Here is a 15,795-nt window from a genome sequence, read left to right as displayed (position 1 = left end):
CTCAGGAGTTCGCCTTGAGCGCGGTGAACTCGCCTGGATCGTGGATGGTCGGCGGATTGACCCCGCCGCCGATGAAGTCCTCCGTCCGGTCGTACATGCCGTAGTGGGTCACCGGCGCCGAACCGCCCTTTGCCGGGAAACCATCCGCGCCTGCCTTGACCCCGAGGGCGTTCATCAAGCTGCAGAAGTACTTGTTGATCGGCGCGTTGGCGAGCGACGGATCGGTCCCCGTCTCCTGGGAGATCGCGTCGACCTGGTTCGAGGTGCCTTCAGTACACGTGATCTCGCTGTTGCCGGTCGTGAGATCGGGCGAGCCGTCATCGACGTTCACGGCCCAGCCGGTCTTGAAATAGCCGCCGGCGCTGCCGGCCTGGATGATCGGCAGGTTGTTGAGGTTGCGGGCGCAGCCGTCCGACACGTCCTGGAACCAGACGGCCGCGCAGCTGTCGAGGAGCGTCCCGTCGCCCTCCTCGATTTGGCTCAGCTGCTCGACGAGGTGGGCGAACTTCCTCGCATAGTAGTCGTCGATCGTGAGGAGCATGTCGATCGCACCGGCGACGCAGGTGCCCGTCATGTTCGCGTTTCCCAGGCGACGCGAGAGACCGGCGCTCTCGAACGTCACGCCGAGCCCCTTGAAGAGGTAGTTCCCGGGGTATTTCAGGAAGATGACGGGGTTCGCGTTGCACGCCGCCGCGAGCACGGCGAGGTTCGAGCAGAGGTCCGCTCCGTCCAGAGTGTCCGAGATCCGCCGCGTCAGCCTGTCGTCGTCGCTCGGGGGCGTGCCCCACAGGGTGATGTTCTCTTGCGTCGCGCCGAGCGCCGCGGCGAGGGACGTGTCGCACTGCGCAGAAGCCACCACGTTTCCTGTCGCGTTGATGAGCTCCTTCCAGGCGGAGAGCTTCTGCTTGTCGGCGCGGCTCATGTCGAACCGCTCGAGCCTCTGCAGATCGTCCTTCACGATGTCGAGGACGCTCTTGCCGCGCATCGCCGCGTAGGTGTCCGGAGACGGCGGCTTCCCCGGCTCGAAGATGCCCGTGAGGCTGCTGAAGAGCTGCAACGGGTTGAGGCCCCTGAAGAGGGTCTCGGCGGCGGAGTAGGAGATCGCCATCTGAGGGTTTTCATTCTGACCAACCATGTTCAAGAGCAACGGAGTGCCTTGCGGGCTGAGCTGTCGTGCGATGACGTGGTCCAGCGAGGGACCGGTCGGCATGGCGTTGAACTTCGTCTCCGCCCTGAAGCTGAACGGGTCGTCGCTGTTGGGAGTGACCGGGTGGCAAGTGAAGTACGACCCGACCACCTGCGTGTGGGGATCGTTCCCCTGCCCCCGCGCCAGCGTCGCCGTCCACTCGTTCATCGCGCGGATGCCGCGGGGCATGAGGAGCTTGTCGACGTGAGGCGCCAGGTGCTTGAGCGTCGTCGACTGGAGGTCCGCGGCGGTGAGCGGGCCGTGCGACTTCTTCGGGAACCACCGCGTCGTGATGCAGCCATAGGGCGTGAACATCACGATCAGCCGCTTCGGCGGCGCGGCCGGCTGTGCCATCACGGAGCGGTCGAGGATCGAGCCGAGGAACGGCGCCGCGACGCAAGCTCCGCCCAGCCCCCGGAGGAAAATTCTTCGGTTCATGCGCTTTGACATGGTCGTACTTTTCCCGCCTCAATGGACGCAGATACCCGGCGTGCCACTCGGAACGCCCTCGGATGCCCGAGTTTGCCTCGGCTCCACCCTCCCCATAATCTCCGGGGGTCCGCGAACGTATTTGGAATTCGCTCGGCGGGGCGCGTTGGGCGAGCGGAAAGGTGCCCCGCCGATCGCCGCGCCAGGCGGCAGCCCGACACGTCGCGGCAGTCCTCGAGAGTGATCTCGGATCAGGGCGTCGGGGTGCCCTCGCAGTACATACTGCGATGGCAAACAATTGCGTTTACCGCAGATGCCGGCATCTCGGTCACGCTCAGGGCGCGAAGCCCGCCCCCCTCCACCCCGCCATCGGTCACCAACGCGTACGTTTACATGAACGTTCACGTAAACGTTGGGACGTAGGAGGACGGGGCGCGAAGCTTGGTAAACGCCTATGGGGGCGCAAAGGCCCTTCCAGCATCGTTGAATTATATTGGTGAAGCATTCCGCGCGCCCCGGCGGCGTGCCTTCCAGTGCGTCCACGACCACGATACGGCCTCACAGGCACGGCAAGCGGGCCGCCGAAGCGGACCACGCGGCGGCCTGCCTCTCGCGCGGCGCCCGGGCGGCCAGGCGCCCTTGCGCGCGCTCGGCGTCAACCGGCCGCTCGAGCTCGCCACGCTCCCAGCACAGCACGCCGCGAGGCCCATTCCCTCGATCCACGATCTTCTGCCATGAGATGTTCTCCAACCCTCCCGATCAGCGGTTTCAAACAAATTCTGGCAATTCTCAGCCATGACACGCAATGAGCCACACCCGTGATTCAGCGGGAGCGCTCCCGTCCGGCTCATCGCTTTTTTGGCTCACGACGCGTGAAGCCCCTTTTCGCCGTCGCCGGCTGTGCAATGGATCTGCGCGTCGATGCCGCTCGTCTTTCTGCCAGGCGATCTCCGCTTCTTCCTCTGGGACGACACGGCCGTGGATCAGCTCGCGGCCCGGTCGCTCGGCGCGACGACGCCGGCGGAGGCGATCGTGGTCTCCGAGGCGGGCCGCGCCGTGAGGAAGGCCGGAGAGGCCGCGGGGCTCCTCGGCGGCCTGGCCGCGCTCGCCAGCATGGCCCAGGACGACCTCGAGCGAGCGCCGCCGTCCGTCGCCGCATGGAGCCTGGCGAGCAAGCTCGCGCTCGATCTCGTGGTGCGCGAGCGGGTCGTGCCCCGTGTGGTGCCGGTCGGCGCCACACCGGGACGCACGGAGGCCCGCTGGGCGGTGTCGCTCGCCGCCCCGGAGGACGCCGCGCGCGTCGCGGCGCTCGCCCGCGCCATGCCGCCGGCCGCACACGCGGTGCCGGCGGGCGCGCAGCAAGCCAGCGGCGACGGCGGGCACCCCCGCGGGCCACGCGCCGCGGAGGTCTGGTCCGCGGAGGCCCTGCTGCGCGCCTTCCTGGACGCCGCGGCCGACGCGCTCGCGCGCGGCAGCGCCGCGGATCGCCCGGCGCGCGCGCCGCGTCCCGCGCACGCCCCGTGGGAGCGCCGGCTGGTGCTCGCCCTGACGGGCCCGCGGCGCGCCTTCGCCGCGGAAGGGCTCGCCGAGCGCGCGCTCGTGGCCGATCTCGACGCGTGGGTCCGGCCCGCGCTCGGCGCGTGCGACGCGCTGCGCGCCTGCTTCCGGCTGGAGCTGCCCCAGGGCGACCGCGGCTTCGTGCTCCGCTTCCTGCTGCAGGCGACCGACGATCCGAGCCTGCTCGTGCCCGCGGCCGACGTGTGGAAGACCCAGGGACGCACGCTGAAGGCGCTCGGGCGCGCGTTCTCCGGCGCCGAGGAGGTGCTCCTCGGCGCGCTCGGCGCCGCGGCGCGGCGCTTCGCGCCGATCGCCCGGGCCCTCGGCGAGGCGCGGCCGGAGCATGTGGACCTCGATCCGGCGGAGGCGTGGGACTTCCTCGCGCAGGCCGCGCCGGCGCTGGGCGAGGCCGGGTTCGGCGTGGTCGTGCCGGGCGAGCTCCTGGCCTCGGGGCAGCGCCGCCTGCGCCTCCGCATGCGCGTCGGCGCGGCGCGCCCCACCGCGGGCGTCGTCGCGGGCAGCGCCGGGCTCGGCCTCGACGAGGCGCTCGATTTCGCGTGGGAGGCGGCGCTCGGCGACGAGGCGCTCTCCGCGCGCGAGCTCGCCGCCCTCGCGCGGCAGAAATCGCCGCTCGTCCGGCACCGCGGGGCCTGGGTGGTCGTGGTGCCCGAGGAGCTCGCCGAGATAGCGCGGCGCCTCGAGGCCGGCGGCGGCCGCATCTCGGCGCGCGAGGCGCTGGAGGGCGCGCTCGCGGGCGAGACCCGCGTCGACGGCCTGGTCGTCCCCGTGGTCGCCGAGGGCGCGCTCGCGCGCGCGATGGAGCGGCTCCGCTCGGGCGCCGAGCGCGCCGCCGCGCCGCCCGCGGGGTTCGTGGGGACGCTGCGCCCGTACCAGGCGCGCGGCGTCGCCTGGCTGCAGACGATGGCGAGCCTCGGCCTGGGCGCCTGCCTGGCCGATGACATGGGCCTCGGCAAGACCGTCCAGCTGCTGGCGTTCCTCGCCGGCCGGCGGGCGGCGGCGCCCGAGGATGCGCGTCCGACGCTGCTCGTCGCCCCGACGTCGGTCGTCGGCAACTGGGAGCGGGAAGCAGCGCGCTTCGCCCCTGCCCTGCCCGTCGTGCGGCACTACGGCGAGGGGCGCGCCCGCTCGGCCGAGGAGCTCGCGTCGCGGGCGTCCGGCGCGAGCGAGCGGCCCGCCGAGGGCGGCGGGCTCGTCCTGACCACGTACGGCCTGCTCCGCCGCGACGCCGCGGCGCTCGCCGGCGTGGACTGGGCCGCGGTCGTGCTGGACGAGGCGCAGAACATCAAGAACGCCTCGTCGCGCACCGCCCGCGCCGCGCGCGCGCTCCGCGCACCGCACCGCGTCGCGCTGACCGGAACGCCCGTCGAGAACCGCCTCGCCGAGCTCTGGTCGATCCTCGAGTTCGCGAACCCCGGCCTGCTCGGCCCGCTCGAGGCGTTCCGCCGCGCCTACGCGGTGCCCATCGAGCGCTACGGCGACCGGAAGGCCGCAGAGCGGCTCCGGCGCGTTGCCGGGCCGTTCTTGCTGCGACGCGTCAAGAGCGATCCCGCCGTGCTTCAGGACCTTCCGCCGAAGGACGAGGCCAGGGTCTTCTGCACGCTCACGCGCGAGCAGGTGACGCTCTACCAGGCGGCGCTCGACGAGGCGATGCGCCGCATCGAGGAGGCCGAGGGCATCGAGCGGCGCGGGCTCGTGCTCTCGCTGCTGACGGTGCTCAAGCAGATCTGCAACCACCCGGCGCAGTGCCTCGGGGAGGCGGGGCCGCTCGCGGGCCGGTCCGGCAAGCTCGCGCGGCTCACGGAGATGCTCGAGGAGGCGCTCGCGGCGGGCGATCGCGCGCTCGTGTTCACGCAGTTCCGCGAGATGGGCGACCGGCTGGTCCGGCACCTCGCGCCTTCGCTCGACGCGGAGGTCCTCTTCCTGCACGGCGGCACGCCGAGGCTCGCGCGCGACGAGATGGTGCGGCGGTTCCAGGACGATCCGCGGGGGCCGCGCGTGTTCGTGCTCTCGCTGAGGGCCGGCGGCGCGGGGCTCAACCTGACGGCGGCGAGCCACGTGTTCCACTTCGATCGCTGGTGGAACCCCGCGGTCGAGGACCAGGCGACGGACCGCGCGCACCGGATCGGGCAGCGGCGCGCGGTGCAGGTCCACAAGCTCGTCTGCGCGGGCACCGTGGAGGAGAAGGTCGACCGGATGCTGGAGCAGAAGCGCGATCTGGCGGCGCAGGTGGTGGGCCAGGGCGAGGCGTGGATCACCGAGCTCGACGACGCGGCGCTGCGCGAGCTGTTCGCGCTGTCGAGGGACGCCGTGACCGGCGCGGGCGAGCTGGACGATCGCGAGGAGCCGGAATGAGCCCGCCGGCGCGCTGGGCGCCGTTCGACCGGGAGGCCGGGCCGAAGCCGCCGCCTCCGGCGCGAGGCATCCGGATGAAGCGGGCCGGCACGACCTGGTGGGGCAAGCGCTGGGTGGAGGCGCTGGAGCGGATGGCGCCCGACGACGCGGGCCGCCTCGCGCGCGGGCGCACGTACGCGCGCACGGGGAGGACGCACGATCTCACGGTGAAGCCCGGCCTCGTGACCGCGCGCGTGACCGGCTCGCAGCCGAGGCCGTACAAGGTGATCCTCACGATCGCGCGGCTCGACGACGCCACCTGGGCGAAGGCGATCGCCGCCATGGCGAAGCGGGCGAGCTTCGCGGCGGAGCTCCTCGCGGGCCGGATGCCGGAGGACATCGAGTCCGCGTTCCGGAGCGCCGGGACGAGCCTGTTCCCGGAGCGGCCGGAGGACCTCACCACGGCCTGCTCGTGCCCCGACATGGCGAACCCCTGCAAGCACGTCGCGGCGACGCACTACGTGCTCGGGGAGGCGTTCGACAAGGACCCCTTCCTGCTGTTCGAGCTGCGCGGGCGCACGCGCGAGCAGGTGATCGAGGCGATCCGCGCAGCGCGGGGCGCCCCCGCGCGCGCCAGGCGGGCGGGCGCCGGCAAAGGCGCCCCCTGCGCCGGAGGCGCGCCGGCGATCGCGACGGTGACGCCCGGCAAGATGGCGGCGAAGGACTACGACGCCTGGCGCGAGGCGCCGCCGGCGCTCGACGTGGCGCTGGAGCCGCCCGCGGCGCACGCGGCGCTGCTGTCCCAGCTCGGCGCGCCGCCGGGCTGGACGGAGGAGCGCTCCCCGGCGGAGCTCCTCGGACCGCTCCTCCGGGCGGCGTCGGAGCGGGCGCGGGAGATCGCGATGGCGGAGGGCGCGCCGCGGGGGCGAGGGCGCGGCTGAGCCGCGCGTCAGCAGTTCCGCACGGCGGCGGCCCCTGCCCGGGACGCGGCGGCGCGCACGGCCGCCCGCTCCGACTCGGAGAGCACCACGTTCAGCTCGAGCACGTCGCAATCGCCGCTCCGCTCCACGTTCACGCTCACCTGGTCCAGGTCGATCCGCTCGTACTTCGAGATCACCTGGAGCAGCTCCTGCTTGAGCCGCGGCAGGTAGTCCGGCTCGCCCGTCGGGCGCGCGCGCTCGCGCGCCACGATGATCTGCAGGCGCTCCTTCGCCACGGTCGCCGACTTCGGCTGCGACCTACGAAAATAGTCCATGATCGACATGGCAGAACTCCCTCAGACGGTCGCCGCCTGGCCGCCAAAAATCCGGCTGAAGAACCCCTTCTTGGTCGGCTCCAGGAAGCGGTGGGGGCGCTCCGCGCCAAGGAAGCGCTGGACCACGTCGAGGTAGGCCTGCGCCGCGTCGCTCGTCGGATCGAGCACCACGGGCGTCCCGGCGTTCGACGCCTGGAGCACCGCCGTCGACTCCGGGATCACGCCGAGCAGCGGGATGCCGAGGAGCTCCAGCACGTCCTGGTGCGCCAGCATCTCGCCCTTGGCGACGCGCGCCGGCGCGTACCGCGTGAGCAGGAGGTGCGTCTTCACCGGCGCCTCGCCGAGCTCCGCCCTGCGGGTCTTCGCGTCCAGGAGGCCGAGCACGCGATCCGAGTCCCGCACCGAGGAGACCTCGGGGTTCGTCACCACGATCGCCTCGTCGGCGAAATACATCGCCATCTGCGCGCCCCACTCGATGCCCGCCGGCGAGTCGCAGAAGATGTACTCGAAGCCCGCGCCCCGCAGCTCGTCGAGGATGCGCCCGACGCCGTCGAGCGTGAGGGCGTCCTTGTCCCGCGTCTGCGACGCGGGGAGCACGTAGAGCGAATCGAGCCTCTTGTCGCGGATCACCGCCTGACGGAGCGTCGCCTCTCCGCGGATCACGTTGACGAGATCGTAGACCACGCGCCGCTCGCACCCCATCACGAGATCGAGGTTGCGGAGCCCCACGTCGAAATCGATGGCGATCGTCTTGCAACCGACGGCCGCGAGGCCGGACGCGAGGTTTGCGGTCGTGGTGGTCTTGCCGACTCCGCCTTTGCCCGAGGTGACGACGACTACCTTTGACACCAGAAACCTCCTTGAGATGGTTCGAGAGACGTGGCTGTCCTACGGCCGAGCCCGCGCGGATGCCCGCCTCCCGGCGTTGAGGGGGCGGCGTCGACGTGATGGGAGCTCGGCGCCCACCCGATTCCATTGAGGCCGGGGACGCGCTCGACTGGGTACGTCATCGCGAACCGAACGAACAACTTTTTCGCGACGAAACTTGCAGCGTAACCCGGCCGGCGTTCTGGATCCAAATTACCTACATGTAGGTGCGTCCTGCCGGCGGCAGGTTCGCGCCGGGCGCGGCTCGACGAGCTCGGCGCCCTCGACAGCACGTTCGGCGTCGAGATCGAGGCGTTCGGCTCCCAGCCCGACCCGGCGCTCACCACGGGCGCGCTCAGCGAGCTCACGCAAGCATTCTCCACCCCCTTCCGTGACGGGCGGCGATCTGCCGAGACGCGCCGTCGGCGCGAGGCGAGGTGTGTAATCGTGCTTCCATGGCGCGCCCTGCACGTGATGCCTTCGGCCGCGATCCCGCACCTCGCCTTCACGCCACTCCTTATATCGGCGATTCTCCGTGCCTATTGACAGTCACTTCGTCGACGTCGTATCTCAAAATTGCAAACATGGGTTTCAGGACGCCCACGACGCTGCAATGCGCCCGTCGAACCGACATGGTGCTCGTTTATCGCAGATGTCGGCCGCGCTGTATGGAGACCAGGACGCTTGTGGGACCCGCGTCCCAGATCTCGGGATCGTGTTCGCCGGCCGCCGAGGAGGGAATGTCATGAAGATGACAGGACGATGCTGGATGACGGCCCTCGGGCTCATGGTGATGACGGCGGCGTGCGCGGCGGAGGACGCCACCCAGTCGGACAAGCCGACCGAGGAGATCGCGCTGATCAAGCGAGACCGGACTCCGATTACCGAGTTCACGCCAAGGGAGCTCGAGGAGACGGTCGACAATCTCGTCAGCGCGATCAACCAGAGCGGGCTCGAGCCGGTCCAGATGGTGATCCTGCTGAAGCACCTCTCCACCTTCTTCGAGCCGATCGCCACCGGCGCGAACCGCGCCATGGGCGAGCTCGAGGCCGTGGGGAACGTGCTCGGCCCCAGCACGCAGACGAACATGGACAGCGGCACGGAGTCGCAGACGCTCCAGAATCAACAGATCGCGAACGCGATAGAGGATGGCGCCCAGGGCATCGGCGTATCGCCCTACGATTCTTTCAACGAGGTCTCCATCAGGAATGCCGTGGCGGAGGGGCTCCACGTGGTGACGTTCGACACCGACCTGAAGGACTCGGGGCGCGCGCTCTACGTCGGGGCCATCCAGGAGGAAGCCGGCAAGTTGGGGGCGGAGACCCTGATCAAGCTGCTACCGAAAGGGCCAGGCACGGTGGTGGTCCACGGCGACACGTCAACGCAGTGGTACGACGGGTCCCAGCGAACGTTCGGCGTCCTGGATGCGCTCGGGAAGACCGGTTACACGACGCAGGTGGTCCAGGCCGTCTTCATCAACGGTCAGGAAAACTTTGACCTCGATCAGCTGAAAACCCTGCTCCTGAACGCGGACCCGCCCGTCGTGGGCATGATCGGCGTGTTCAACATCTCGTATCGCTGCGTGATGGCCGCAGAGGCCACCGACAGGCTGGACATCCCCATCGTCACGTTCGACTTCGATCCGAAGACCGCCGAATACATGCAGAAGAAGCGCATCAAGGCGACGATCGTCCAGCGGCAGTACTACGAGGGGTACCTCGTGCCCTACATTCTCTATGGCATCCAGCACATCGGCCTCGAAGCGACGAAGCAGATCCTCCGTCCGCTGATGGTCAACGAGAGCGGGATGGTCGACGAGCACCGGGTCAATATCGGCGTCGACGTGGTTCCCGCGGACAAGTTCCAGGCCTACAACGACTTCCTCGACCAGATCGGCTCGATCCAGTAGCGGCGCCTTGGATGGCGGCGGGCTCGCGGCGAGGTTCCACCCCGGCGCCGCCGGGGCCGTGGGGTAGACTGGGCTCATGACCGTCATCCGCTTCTATCGCTCCGGCGACGCTCACGGGTTCTTCTCCAACTTCTCGCGCCACCCGGTCACGCTCAAAGGCAAGGTGTGGCCGACGAGCGAGCACTACTTCCAGGCCCAGAAGTTCCCCGGCACCGAGCACGAGGAGGTGATCCGCAACGCCCCCGGCCCCGGCGAGGCGGCCCGCATGGGCCGGCAGCGGAGCCGCCCGCTGCGCCCCGACTGGGAGCAGGTCAAAGACGATATCATGCGCGAGGTGGTGCTGGCGAAGTTCACCCAGCACGAGGATCTCCGGCGCGCCCTGCTCGACACCGGGGACGCGGAGCTGGTCGAGCACACGGCGAACGACGCCTACTGGGCCGACGGCGGCGACGGGAGCGGGCGGAACATGCTGGGCGTCATCCTGATGGAAGTCCGCGCGCAGCTTCGCCGCTGACGCGTCAGGGCGGCGCTCTCTCCGCGGACGGCCCGGGATCGCTGGCGATGCGCAGGGCGCGCGTGGCGACCGGGGCACGCGCTTCCCGCCCGCTCAGGCGCTTTGGCGGAGACGCCTGCGCCGGTCGGGTGTACCACGGCGCACATCCATGAGGAGAACCCCCCTGTCCGTGCGCCTGGCGTTTCCCAGACTTGTCACCGTGGCCGGGCTGGTCGCGCTCGCGTCCTGCGGAGGGCCCCCCGCGGCGACGCCGCCGCGCTCGGCCGCGGCCCCGGCGCTCACGGGGACGGCGCCGCCGGCCGGCCCCGAGATGCCGCGAAGCGTGGAGTCGCTCGTCGACGTCATCCCCGGCGACGCGGTGCTGGTCGCGAGCGTCCCGCAGACCGGCGCGCTCCTCGCCGGCGCTGCGCCGGCCATCCGGGAGGCGCTCCTCGCGGAGGTCACGGCGGTCCTGGCGCGCCAGCCCGGCCTGAGCCCTGAGCTCGCCCGAGATCTGATGGCATCGCTCGACGGCGCCACGGTGTTCGTCGGGGGCGAGGCGGCTCCACGCGAATCCCTGGGGGCGCTCGTCGAGCGCGGCTGCGTGGCGGCGCGGTTCCGCGACGGCGCCCCGGTCGAGCGGCTGCTGAAGGAGCTGCCGCGCGAGGCCGGCGAGGGCCGGTTCGCGCTCCGAGGCGACGAGGACGACGTGCTCGCGCACGGCGCGTGGCTCGCCGAGGCGCGGGTCGCCCTCGTTTGCGCCCGGCCGGAGCCGCTGTCGAGGGCCCTGCGCGTCGCGGGGCAGCGCGAGCCGTCGTTCAAGACGTCCGCGCTCTTCCAGGCCGAGCGCGCGAATGATCCCTGGCTCGCGATCGACCTCCACCGGCTGCAAGGCGGCGGCGCGACAGGCCCCGAGCCCGGCTCGCGGCTCTTCATCGCCCTTCCCATCAGCCAGGACGCGCCCGGGCTCCGCGTGGAGCTCGAGCTTTACGGACCGGAAGTTCCCGCGCTCGGCACGGTGCTCGCGGCGACGGACCATGCCGCCGTGGCGAAGCTGCCCCAGGGAGCGCTTGTGACGTTCGGGCTGTCCCTTCAGCGGTCGCCGGGAAAGACGGTGAGCGACGTCCTCGGCGCCTTCGACCGGCTCGCCGGCGAGCCCACCGCGGCGTCGGCCGCGGCCGCGCTCGCGGAGGTAGGGCTCGAGCTCGGCGATGTGGACGGGGCGCTCGGCGGCGAGGCCGCGGTCGGGATCTACCGCGATCCGAAGCACAAGCTCGGCCTCGCAGGCGAAAGGCGCGCCGAGGCGCTCAGGCACAGCGCCGTGCTGATCGCGCTGGCGACCGCGGATGAGGCAGCGCAAAAGAAGGTGTTCGGCGCGGTCGCCGCGCACATGAAGCGGACATCAAAGAAGCTCAGGGCCAAGCCTGGGTCGCTCGCGCAAGATCTCGATGACGGCAACGAGCTGAGGGCCGAGACCCGGCCTGGGTTCATCCTGATCGGCGCGGGCGACCGGCGCTATCTCGCTCAGGTCGCCGCGCGCTTCGGGAAGGACAAGGAATCGCTGGCCGCGACCCCATCGTTCGCCGAGGCCCGGGCGCTCGCGAAGGGCGCCTCGCATCTGCAGCTGTACATCGACCGTCAGGCGTTCGCGGGAATGCTCGAGGGCCCCGTGGCGGCGAGCTTCGGCGCGCTCGGCATATCGCCGACGCTGGTCTCGCTCGCGCTCGCGCCGAGCGACCGCGGGCTGGATCTCACGCTGAGCGGCCATGGCGGGGTCGAGATCCTCGGCGCGAGCGCCGCGCTCGCCGTCGCCGGCGTCAGGCGTTACATCAACTCCGCGAAGGCAGCGGCGGGGGGCGAGCTGGAGTAACGCGCCGGGGCCGCGCCTGGTGCACATATCAGGGACAGCCATGCTCCACCGCAGACGGCTGGCCGCGACCGTGGCTTCGCGCTCAGAACTCTGCCACGTCGAACAGCTCCGTGTAGCCCGAGTAGACCGAGCCTTCCGGTCTGCCACCGATCGGGTAGCCGTCGCCCCTCCCGCCGATCGAGCCCTCGATCGCGCCGGGGCTCAGTTTGCCGTACAGGTGGACCCTGACCTCCCGGAACTCCGCAGGATCGATCTCGGTGATTTCGTACGAGCCCTGGAGCGCGGCGAGGTCGAACCAGTGCACGAAGTCGGCAACGTCGGGCTGATAGGCCCGGAGCTTGACCACGAGCGATTCGTCGAACACGCCGTCCTCGGTCGAGAAGGCCAGCGGAACATCCACCTGGACGTGATCGGAGCAGGCCGAGGGGTACAGCTCCGTGCTGCCGCTCGATTCGCCCGGATCGGGCTCCGTGGATCGCACGAGACGCGCGGCGACGAGCTCGCCCACGGAGAATGTCGCGGTCGTGCTCTTGTCCCCCCTCCACAGGAGCGGGACGGAGCGCTCTCCGGAGACTGCGGAGGCGACGTCCCGCGCCGAGAAGCCCAGCGGCGAGACGTCGTCTGCGTCGATGTCCTCCGCCTCCCAATCGCACCCCCGGTAGACCCCCCCGATCTGGCCGCCCTGTGGCCTGTTGTCCGGTGGACCTTGGCCTACGCCATCCGCGCACCCGGAGAGCCCGGCGCTCATCACCGCCGCAACAAGCCAAGAAAGCCAACGCCGCTCGCGCATGTTCACGACCTCCTGCGGCGTACCTTGCGTTCGTCGCCGGCGCGATGCCAGGTCAGCTTCGCACATTCCATAGGGCAAACTGGCCTCCACATGTGCGAATCTGCCGTATGTGGACCATGAATCCCTTGCAAAGGAGCTGATCCGCGCCCTGCGCGGCCGGCGCTCGCAGCTGGCCTTCAGCCGCCGGCTCGGCTTCCGCACCAACGTCGTCTACACGTGGGAGTCCGGAAGGCGCTGGCCGACCGCGGCCACCTTCCTCGTCGCCGCGCGGCGCGCGGGGGTCGACGTCGCGGCGGCGGTGAGGCGCTTTTTCCCCTCGCTGCCCGCGTGGCTCGCGCGCGTCGATCCAGCGTCGGCCGAGGGCGTCGCGGCGCTCCTCTCGGAGATGCGCTCCATGTCGCCCATCGTGGACGTGGCGCGCCGCGCGGGCAGGAGCCGCTACGCGGTCGCGCGCTGGCTCTCGGGCGAGGCCGAGCCGCGGCTCCCGGACTTCCTGCGGATGGTCGAGGCCTGCTCGCTGCGCCTGCTCGATTTCGTGGCGCTCTTCGCCGACCCGGCGGCGCTCCCGGCGGCGAGCGCGGCGTGGCGCACGCTCGAGGCCCAGCGCCGCGCGGTCTACGAGGAGCCGCTGCTCCCCGCCGTCCTGCTCGCGCTGGAGCTGCCGGCTTACCGGGCGCTGCCGCGCCACGAGCCGGGGTGGATCGCGCGGCGGCTCGGGTTCCCCGTCGAGGACGAGGCGCGCTGCCTGGATCGGCTCGCGGAGGCCGGCCAGATCCGGAGGAGCCGCGGGCGGTGGATCGTCGCGCCGATCCGGACGGTGGACACGCGCCCGGATCCGGACGCGGAGCACCGGCTCAAATGCTTCTGGGCCGGCGTCGGGCTGGCGCGGCTCACGCGCAAGGCCGAGGGGCGCTTCTCGTTCAACGTCTTCACGGTCTCCGCGGCCGATCTCGAGAAGCTCTCCGAGCTCCACGTGAGCTATTTCCAGAACATGCGCGCGGTGATCGCGGAGTCGCGGCCGCCCGAGCGCGTCGTCGCCGTGAACCTGCAGCTCTTCCCGCTCGACGGAGGCTGAGCCGGAAATCGCGCGAGGAGCGTGAGGCGACCCGGAAATCGGTGGCGGACCGGTCGAGTTGACATGTGCCCACATGCGCCGATAGAGTGCGAGCGCGGCGACACCTGGCCCGATGGTTCACGGGGGCGAGGGTCGTGCATGGGTGCCTCGGCGGGGGCCGGGCGTCGTCGCTGGAGTGGTCACGGGAACGGAGCGTCGCGGGGGGGTCGAGATCGCCCGCGTGGAGAGGTGGATGTCTGGGATGAGTCGAACCATGCCGCGCCGCGCGTTCGTCCTGTCGGCGCTGCTGCTGTCCACCTGCGCCGCGCCGGGCTGTCGTTCGAAGAATGGCAGCGAGAACCCGTCCGCCGCTCCGGAGCGGGCGGCGGCGCCGGGGGGGTCGGCGCAGGCGGCGGCCGCCTCCGCGCAGCAGCCCCCGCCGAAGCGGGCCGCGGTGGTGACGATCGCGAGGGAGCAGCAGGCCACCTGGGTGCGCAACTTCAACCCCCTGCTCCCCGAGGGGAGCGCGCGCTTCCCGACGGTCGCCGGCATCTACGAGCCGATGCTCGTCTACAACACGATGCGGAGCGATTACACGCCGTGGCTCGCGACGGGCTACGCGTGGAGCGACGCGAACAAGAAGCTCACCTTCACGACCCGCTCCGGCGTCAAGTGGTCGGACGGACAGGCGTTCACGGCGAGGGACGTCGCGTTCACGTTCGCGCTCCTCAAGAAGCACGCGGCGCTCGATCTCGCCGGGGTGTGGCGGTTCCTCGGCGCCGTGACGGCGATCGACGACACCACCGTCGAGTTCACGCTGCGGCGGCCCTATGTCCCCGGGCTCAGCTACATCGGCCACCAGCCGATCGTGCCGGAGCACGTGTGGAAGGACGTCGTCGATCCGGTCACGTTCGCGAACGAGAACCCCGTGGCGACAGGGCCCTTCACCGAGGTGAAGGTCTTCCAGAACCAGGTGTACGAGCTCGGCAAGAACCCGCGCTACTGGCAGGAGGGCAAGCCGGCGGTCGACGGGCTGCGCTTCCCGGCGTATCCGAGCAACGACCAGGTCACCCTGGCGCTCGTCAACGGCGAGATCGACTGGGCAGGCGCGTTCGTGCCGGACATCGAGCGGGTCTTCGTCGCCAAGGATCCGGCCCATCATCATTACTGGTTCCCGCTCGTCGGGGGCACCGCCACGCTGTACCCGAACGCCACGAAGAAGCCGTTCGACGACGTGCGCGTGCGCAAGGCCATCAGCATGGCGATCGACCGCGACCAGATCGTCAAGCTCGCCGCGGACAACTACACCCATGGCGCGGACGCGACGGGGCTGGACGACTCCTACGAGCGGTTTCGCAGCGAGAAGGCGGTGGAGGCCGGCGACTGGGTGAAGTTCGATCCGCAGCGGGCGAACCAGATCCTCGACGAGGCGGGCTATCCGAGGGGCGCGGACGGGATCCGGACGAGGCTCGGCAAGCCGATGCACTTCGAGATCAACGTCGTCAGCGGCTGGTCCGACTGGGTCCGCGCGGTCCAGATCATCACGCAGAACCTGGAGAGCGTGGGCATCGCCGCGTCGATGAAGACATACGACTTCAGCGCGTTCTACGCGGCGCTGCAGAAGGGCCTGTTCGATATGTCGATGGGCTGGACGAGCGTCGAGCCCACGCCGTACAATTTCTACCGCGATCTGATGAGCGCGGATCTCGTGAAGCCGCTCGGCGAGGTGGCGCCGCGCAACTGGCACCGTTTCGGCGCCAGGGAGGCCGACGTGCTGTTCCACGCGTTCGAGTCCGCGACGGCCCCTGCCGATCAGAAGCGCATCCTGGACGGGCTGCAGATGATCTTCGTGCAGGCCGCGCCGGTGATCCCGCTCTTCAACAACCCGTCGTGGGGCGAATACAGCACGAAGCGGTTCACCGGCTTCCCGACGATGGAGAACCCGTACGCGAAGCTGACGCCGAACAACCCGCCCGAGTACCTCCTCGTCCTGACCGAGCTCCGGCCGAGATAAAGAGCGGCGGGGGGAACCG

Annotated in this window: 11 protein-coding genes; 7 read left to right on the top strand and 4 right to left on the bottom strand. The window is 70.7% G+C overall.

Annotated elements, in window-relative coordinates; all coding sequences use genetic code 11:
• Nucleotide 1 precedes the first annotated feature (1 nt).
• Nucleotides 2-1,624 (bottom strand): DUF1552 domain-containing protein, encoded by a 1,623-nt coding sequence (locus tag WMF34_RS17450; protein ID WP_437993962.1) that lies wholly within the window; start codon nt 1,622-1,624, stop codon nt 2-4.
• Between the two features lie 912 nt (nt 1,625-2,536).
• On the opposite strand from WMF34_RS17450, the gene WMF34_RS17445 reads away from it, so the two are divergent.
• Together WMF34_RS17445 and WMF34_RS17440 are read left to right on the top strand one after the other, a co-directional pair.
• Nucleotides 2,537-5,545, top strand: a complete 3,009-nt coding sequence (locus tag WMF34_RS17445) for a DEAD/DEAH box helicase (protein ID WP_437993961.1) — start codon at nt 2,537-2,539, stop codon at nt 5,543-5,545.
• Complete coding sequence (locus WMF34_RS17440) at nt 5,542-6,465, top strand: SWIM zinc finger family protein (protein ID WP_437993960.1); 924 nt, start codon at nt 5,542-5,544, stop codon at nt 6,463-6,465. The genes WMF34_RS17445 and WMF34_RS17440 overlap by 4 nt, the downstream gene beginning before the upstream one ends.
• An 8-nt stretch (nt 6,466-6,473) precedes the next feature.
• Here the strand turns inward: WMF34_RS17440 and minE are convergent, their stop codons facing one another.
• Nucleotides 6,474-6,788: a cell division topological specificity factor MinE gene (gene minE / locus WMF34_RS17435; RefSeq protein WP_012235998.1), complete on the bottom strand. Its 315-nt coding sequence runs from the start codon at nt 6,786-6,788 to the stop codon at nt 6,474-6,476.
• A 12-nt stretch (nt 6,789-6,800) separates the two neighbouring features.
• Nucleotides 6,801-7,628, bottom strand: coding sequence for a septum site-determining protein MinD (minD, locus tag WMF34_RS17430; RefSeq protein WP_012235997.1), 828 nt, complete (start codon nt 7,626-7,628; stop codon nt 6,801-6,803).
• A gap of 763 nt (nt 7,629-8,391) precedes the next feature.
• On the opposite strand from minD, the gene WMF34_RS17425 reads away from it, so the two are divergent.
• The 3 genes from WMF34_RS17425 to WMF34_RS17415 all read left to right on the top strand — a co-directional run bounded on the left by WMF34_RS17425 (nt 8,392) and on the right by WMF34_RS17415 (nt 11,918).
• The gene (locus WMF34_RS17425) at nt 8,392-9,555 is read left to right on the top strand and encodes a substrate-binding domain-containing protein (protein ID WP_437993959.1); all 1,164 of its coding nucleotides are present in this window, start codon (nt 8,392-8,394) and stop codon (nt 9,553-9,555) included.
• 76 nt (nt 9,556-9,631) lie between these two features.
• The gene (locus WMF34_RS17420) at nt 9,632-10,069 is read left to right on the top strand and encodes an NADAR family protein (RefSeq protein ID WP_437993958.1); all 438 of its coding nucleotides are present in this window, start codon (nt 9,632-9,634) and stop codon (nt 10,067-10,069) included.
• A gap of 148 nt (nt 10,070-10,217) precedes the next feature.
• Nucleotides 10,218-11,918 carry a hypothetical protein gene (locus tag WMF34_RS17415; protein WP_437993957.1) on the top strand — a complete coding sequence of 567 codons (1,701 nt, stop codon included), beginning with the start codon at nt 10,218-10,220 and terminating at the stop codon, nt 11,916-11,918.
• An 82-nt stretch (nt 11,919-12,000) separates the two neighbouring features.
• On the opposite strand, the gene WMF34_RS17410 is transcribed toward WMF34_RS17415, so the two are convergent.
• Nucleotides 12,001-12,708 carry a hypothetical protein gene (locus WMF34_RS17410; protein WP_012235993.1) on the bottom strand — a complete coding sequence of 236 codons (708 nt, stop codon included), beginning with the start codon at nt 12,706-12,708 and terminating at the stop codon, nt 12,001-12,003.
• A 109-nt stretch (nt 12,709-12,817) separates the two neighbouring features.
• Here WMF34_RS17410 and WMF34_RS17405 point away from each other — a divergent pair, with 109 nt between their 5' ends.
• Complete coding sequence (locus tag WMF34_RS17405; protein WP_437993956.1) at nt 12,818-13,783, top strand: DUF4423 domain-containing protein; 966 nt, start codon at nt 12,818-12,820, stop codon at nt 13,781-13,783.
• A gap of 253 nt (nt 13,784-14,036) precedes the next feature.
• Nucleotides 14,037-15,776: an ABC transporter substrate-binding protein gene (locus tag WMF34_RS17400; protein ID WP_437994642.1), complete on the top strand. Its 1,740-nt coding sequence runs from the start codon at nt 14,037-14,039 to the stop codon at nt 15,774-15,776.
• Nucleotides 15,777-15,795 lie beyond the last annotated feature (19 nt).

It is taken from the genome of Sorangium sp. So ce145, from assembly GCF_051525985.1.
Classification (GTDB): Bacteria; Myxococcota_A; Polyangia; order Polyangiales; family Polyangiaceae; genus Sorangium; species Sorangium cellulosum_B.
This window is presented reverse-complemented; position numbering and strand designations above follow the sequence as displayed.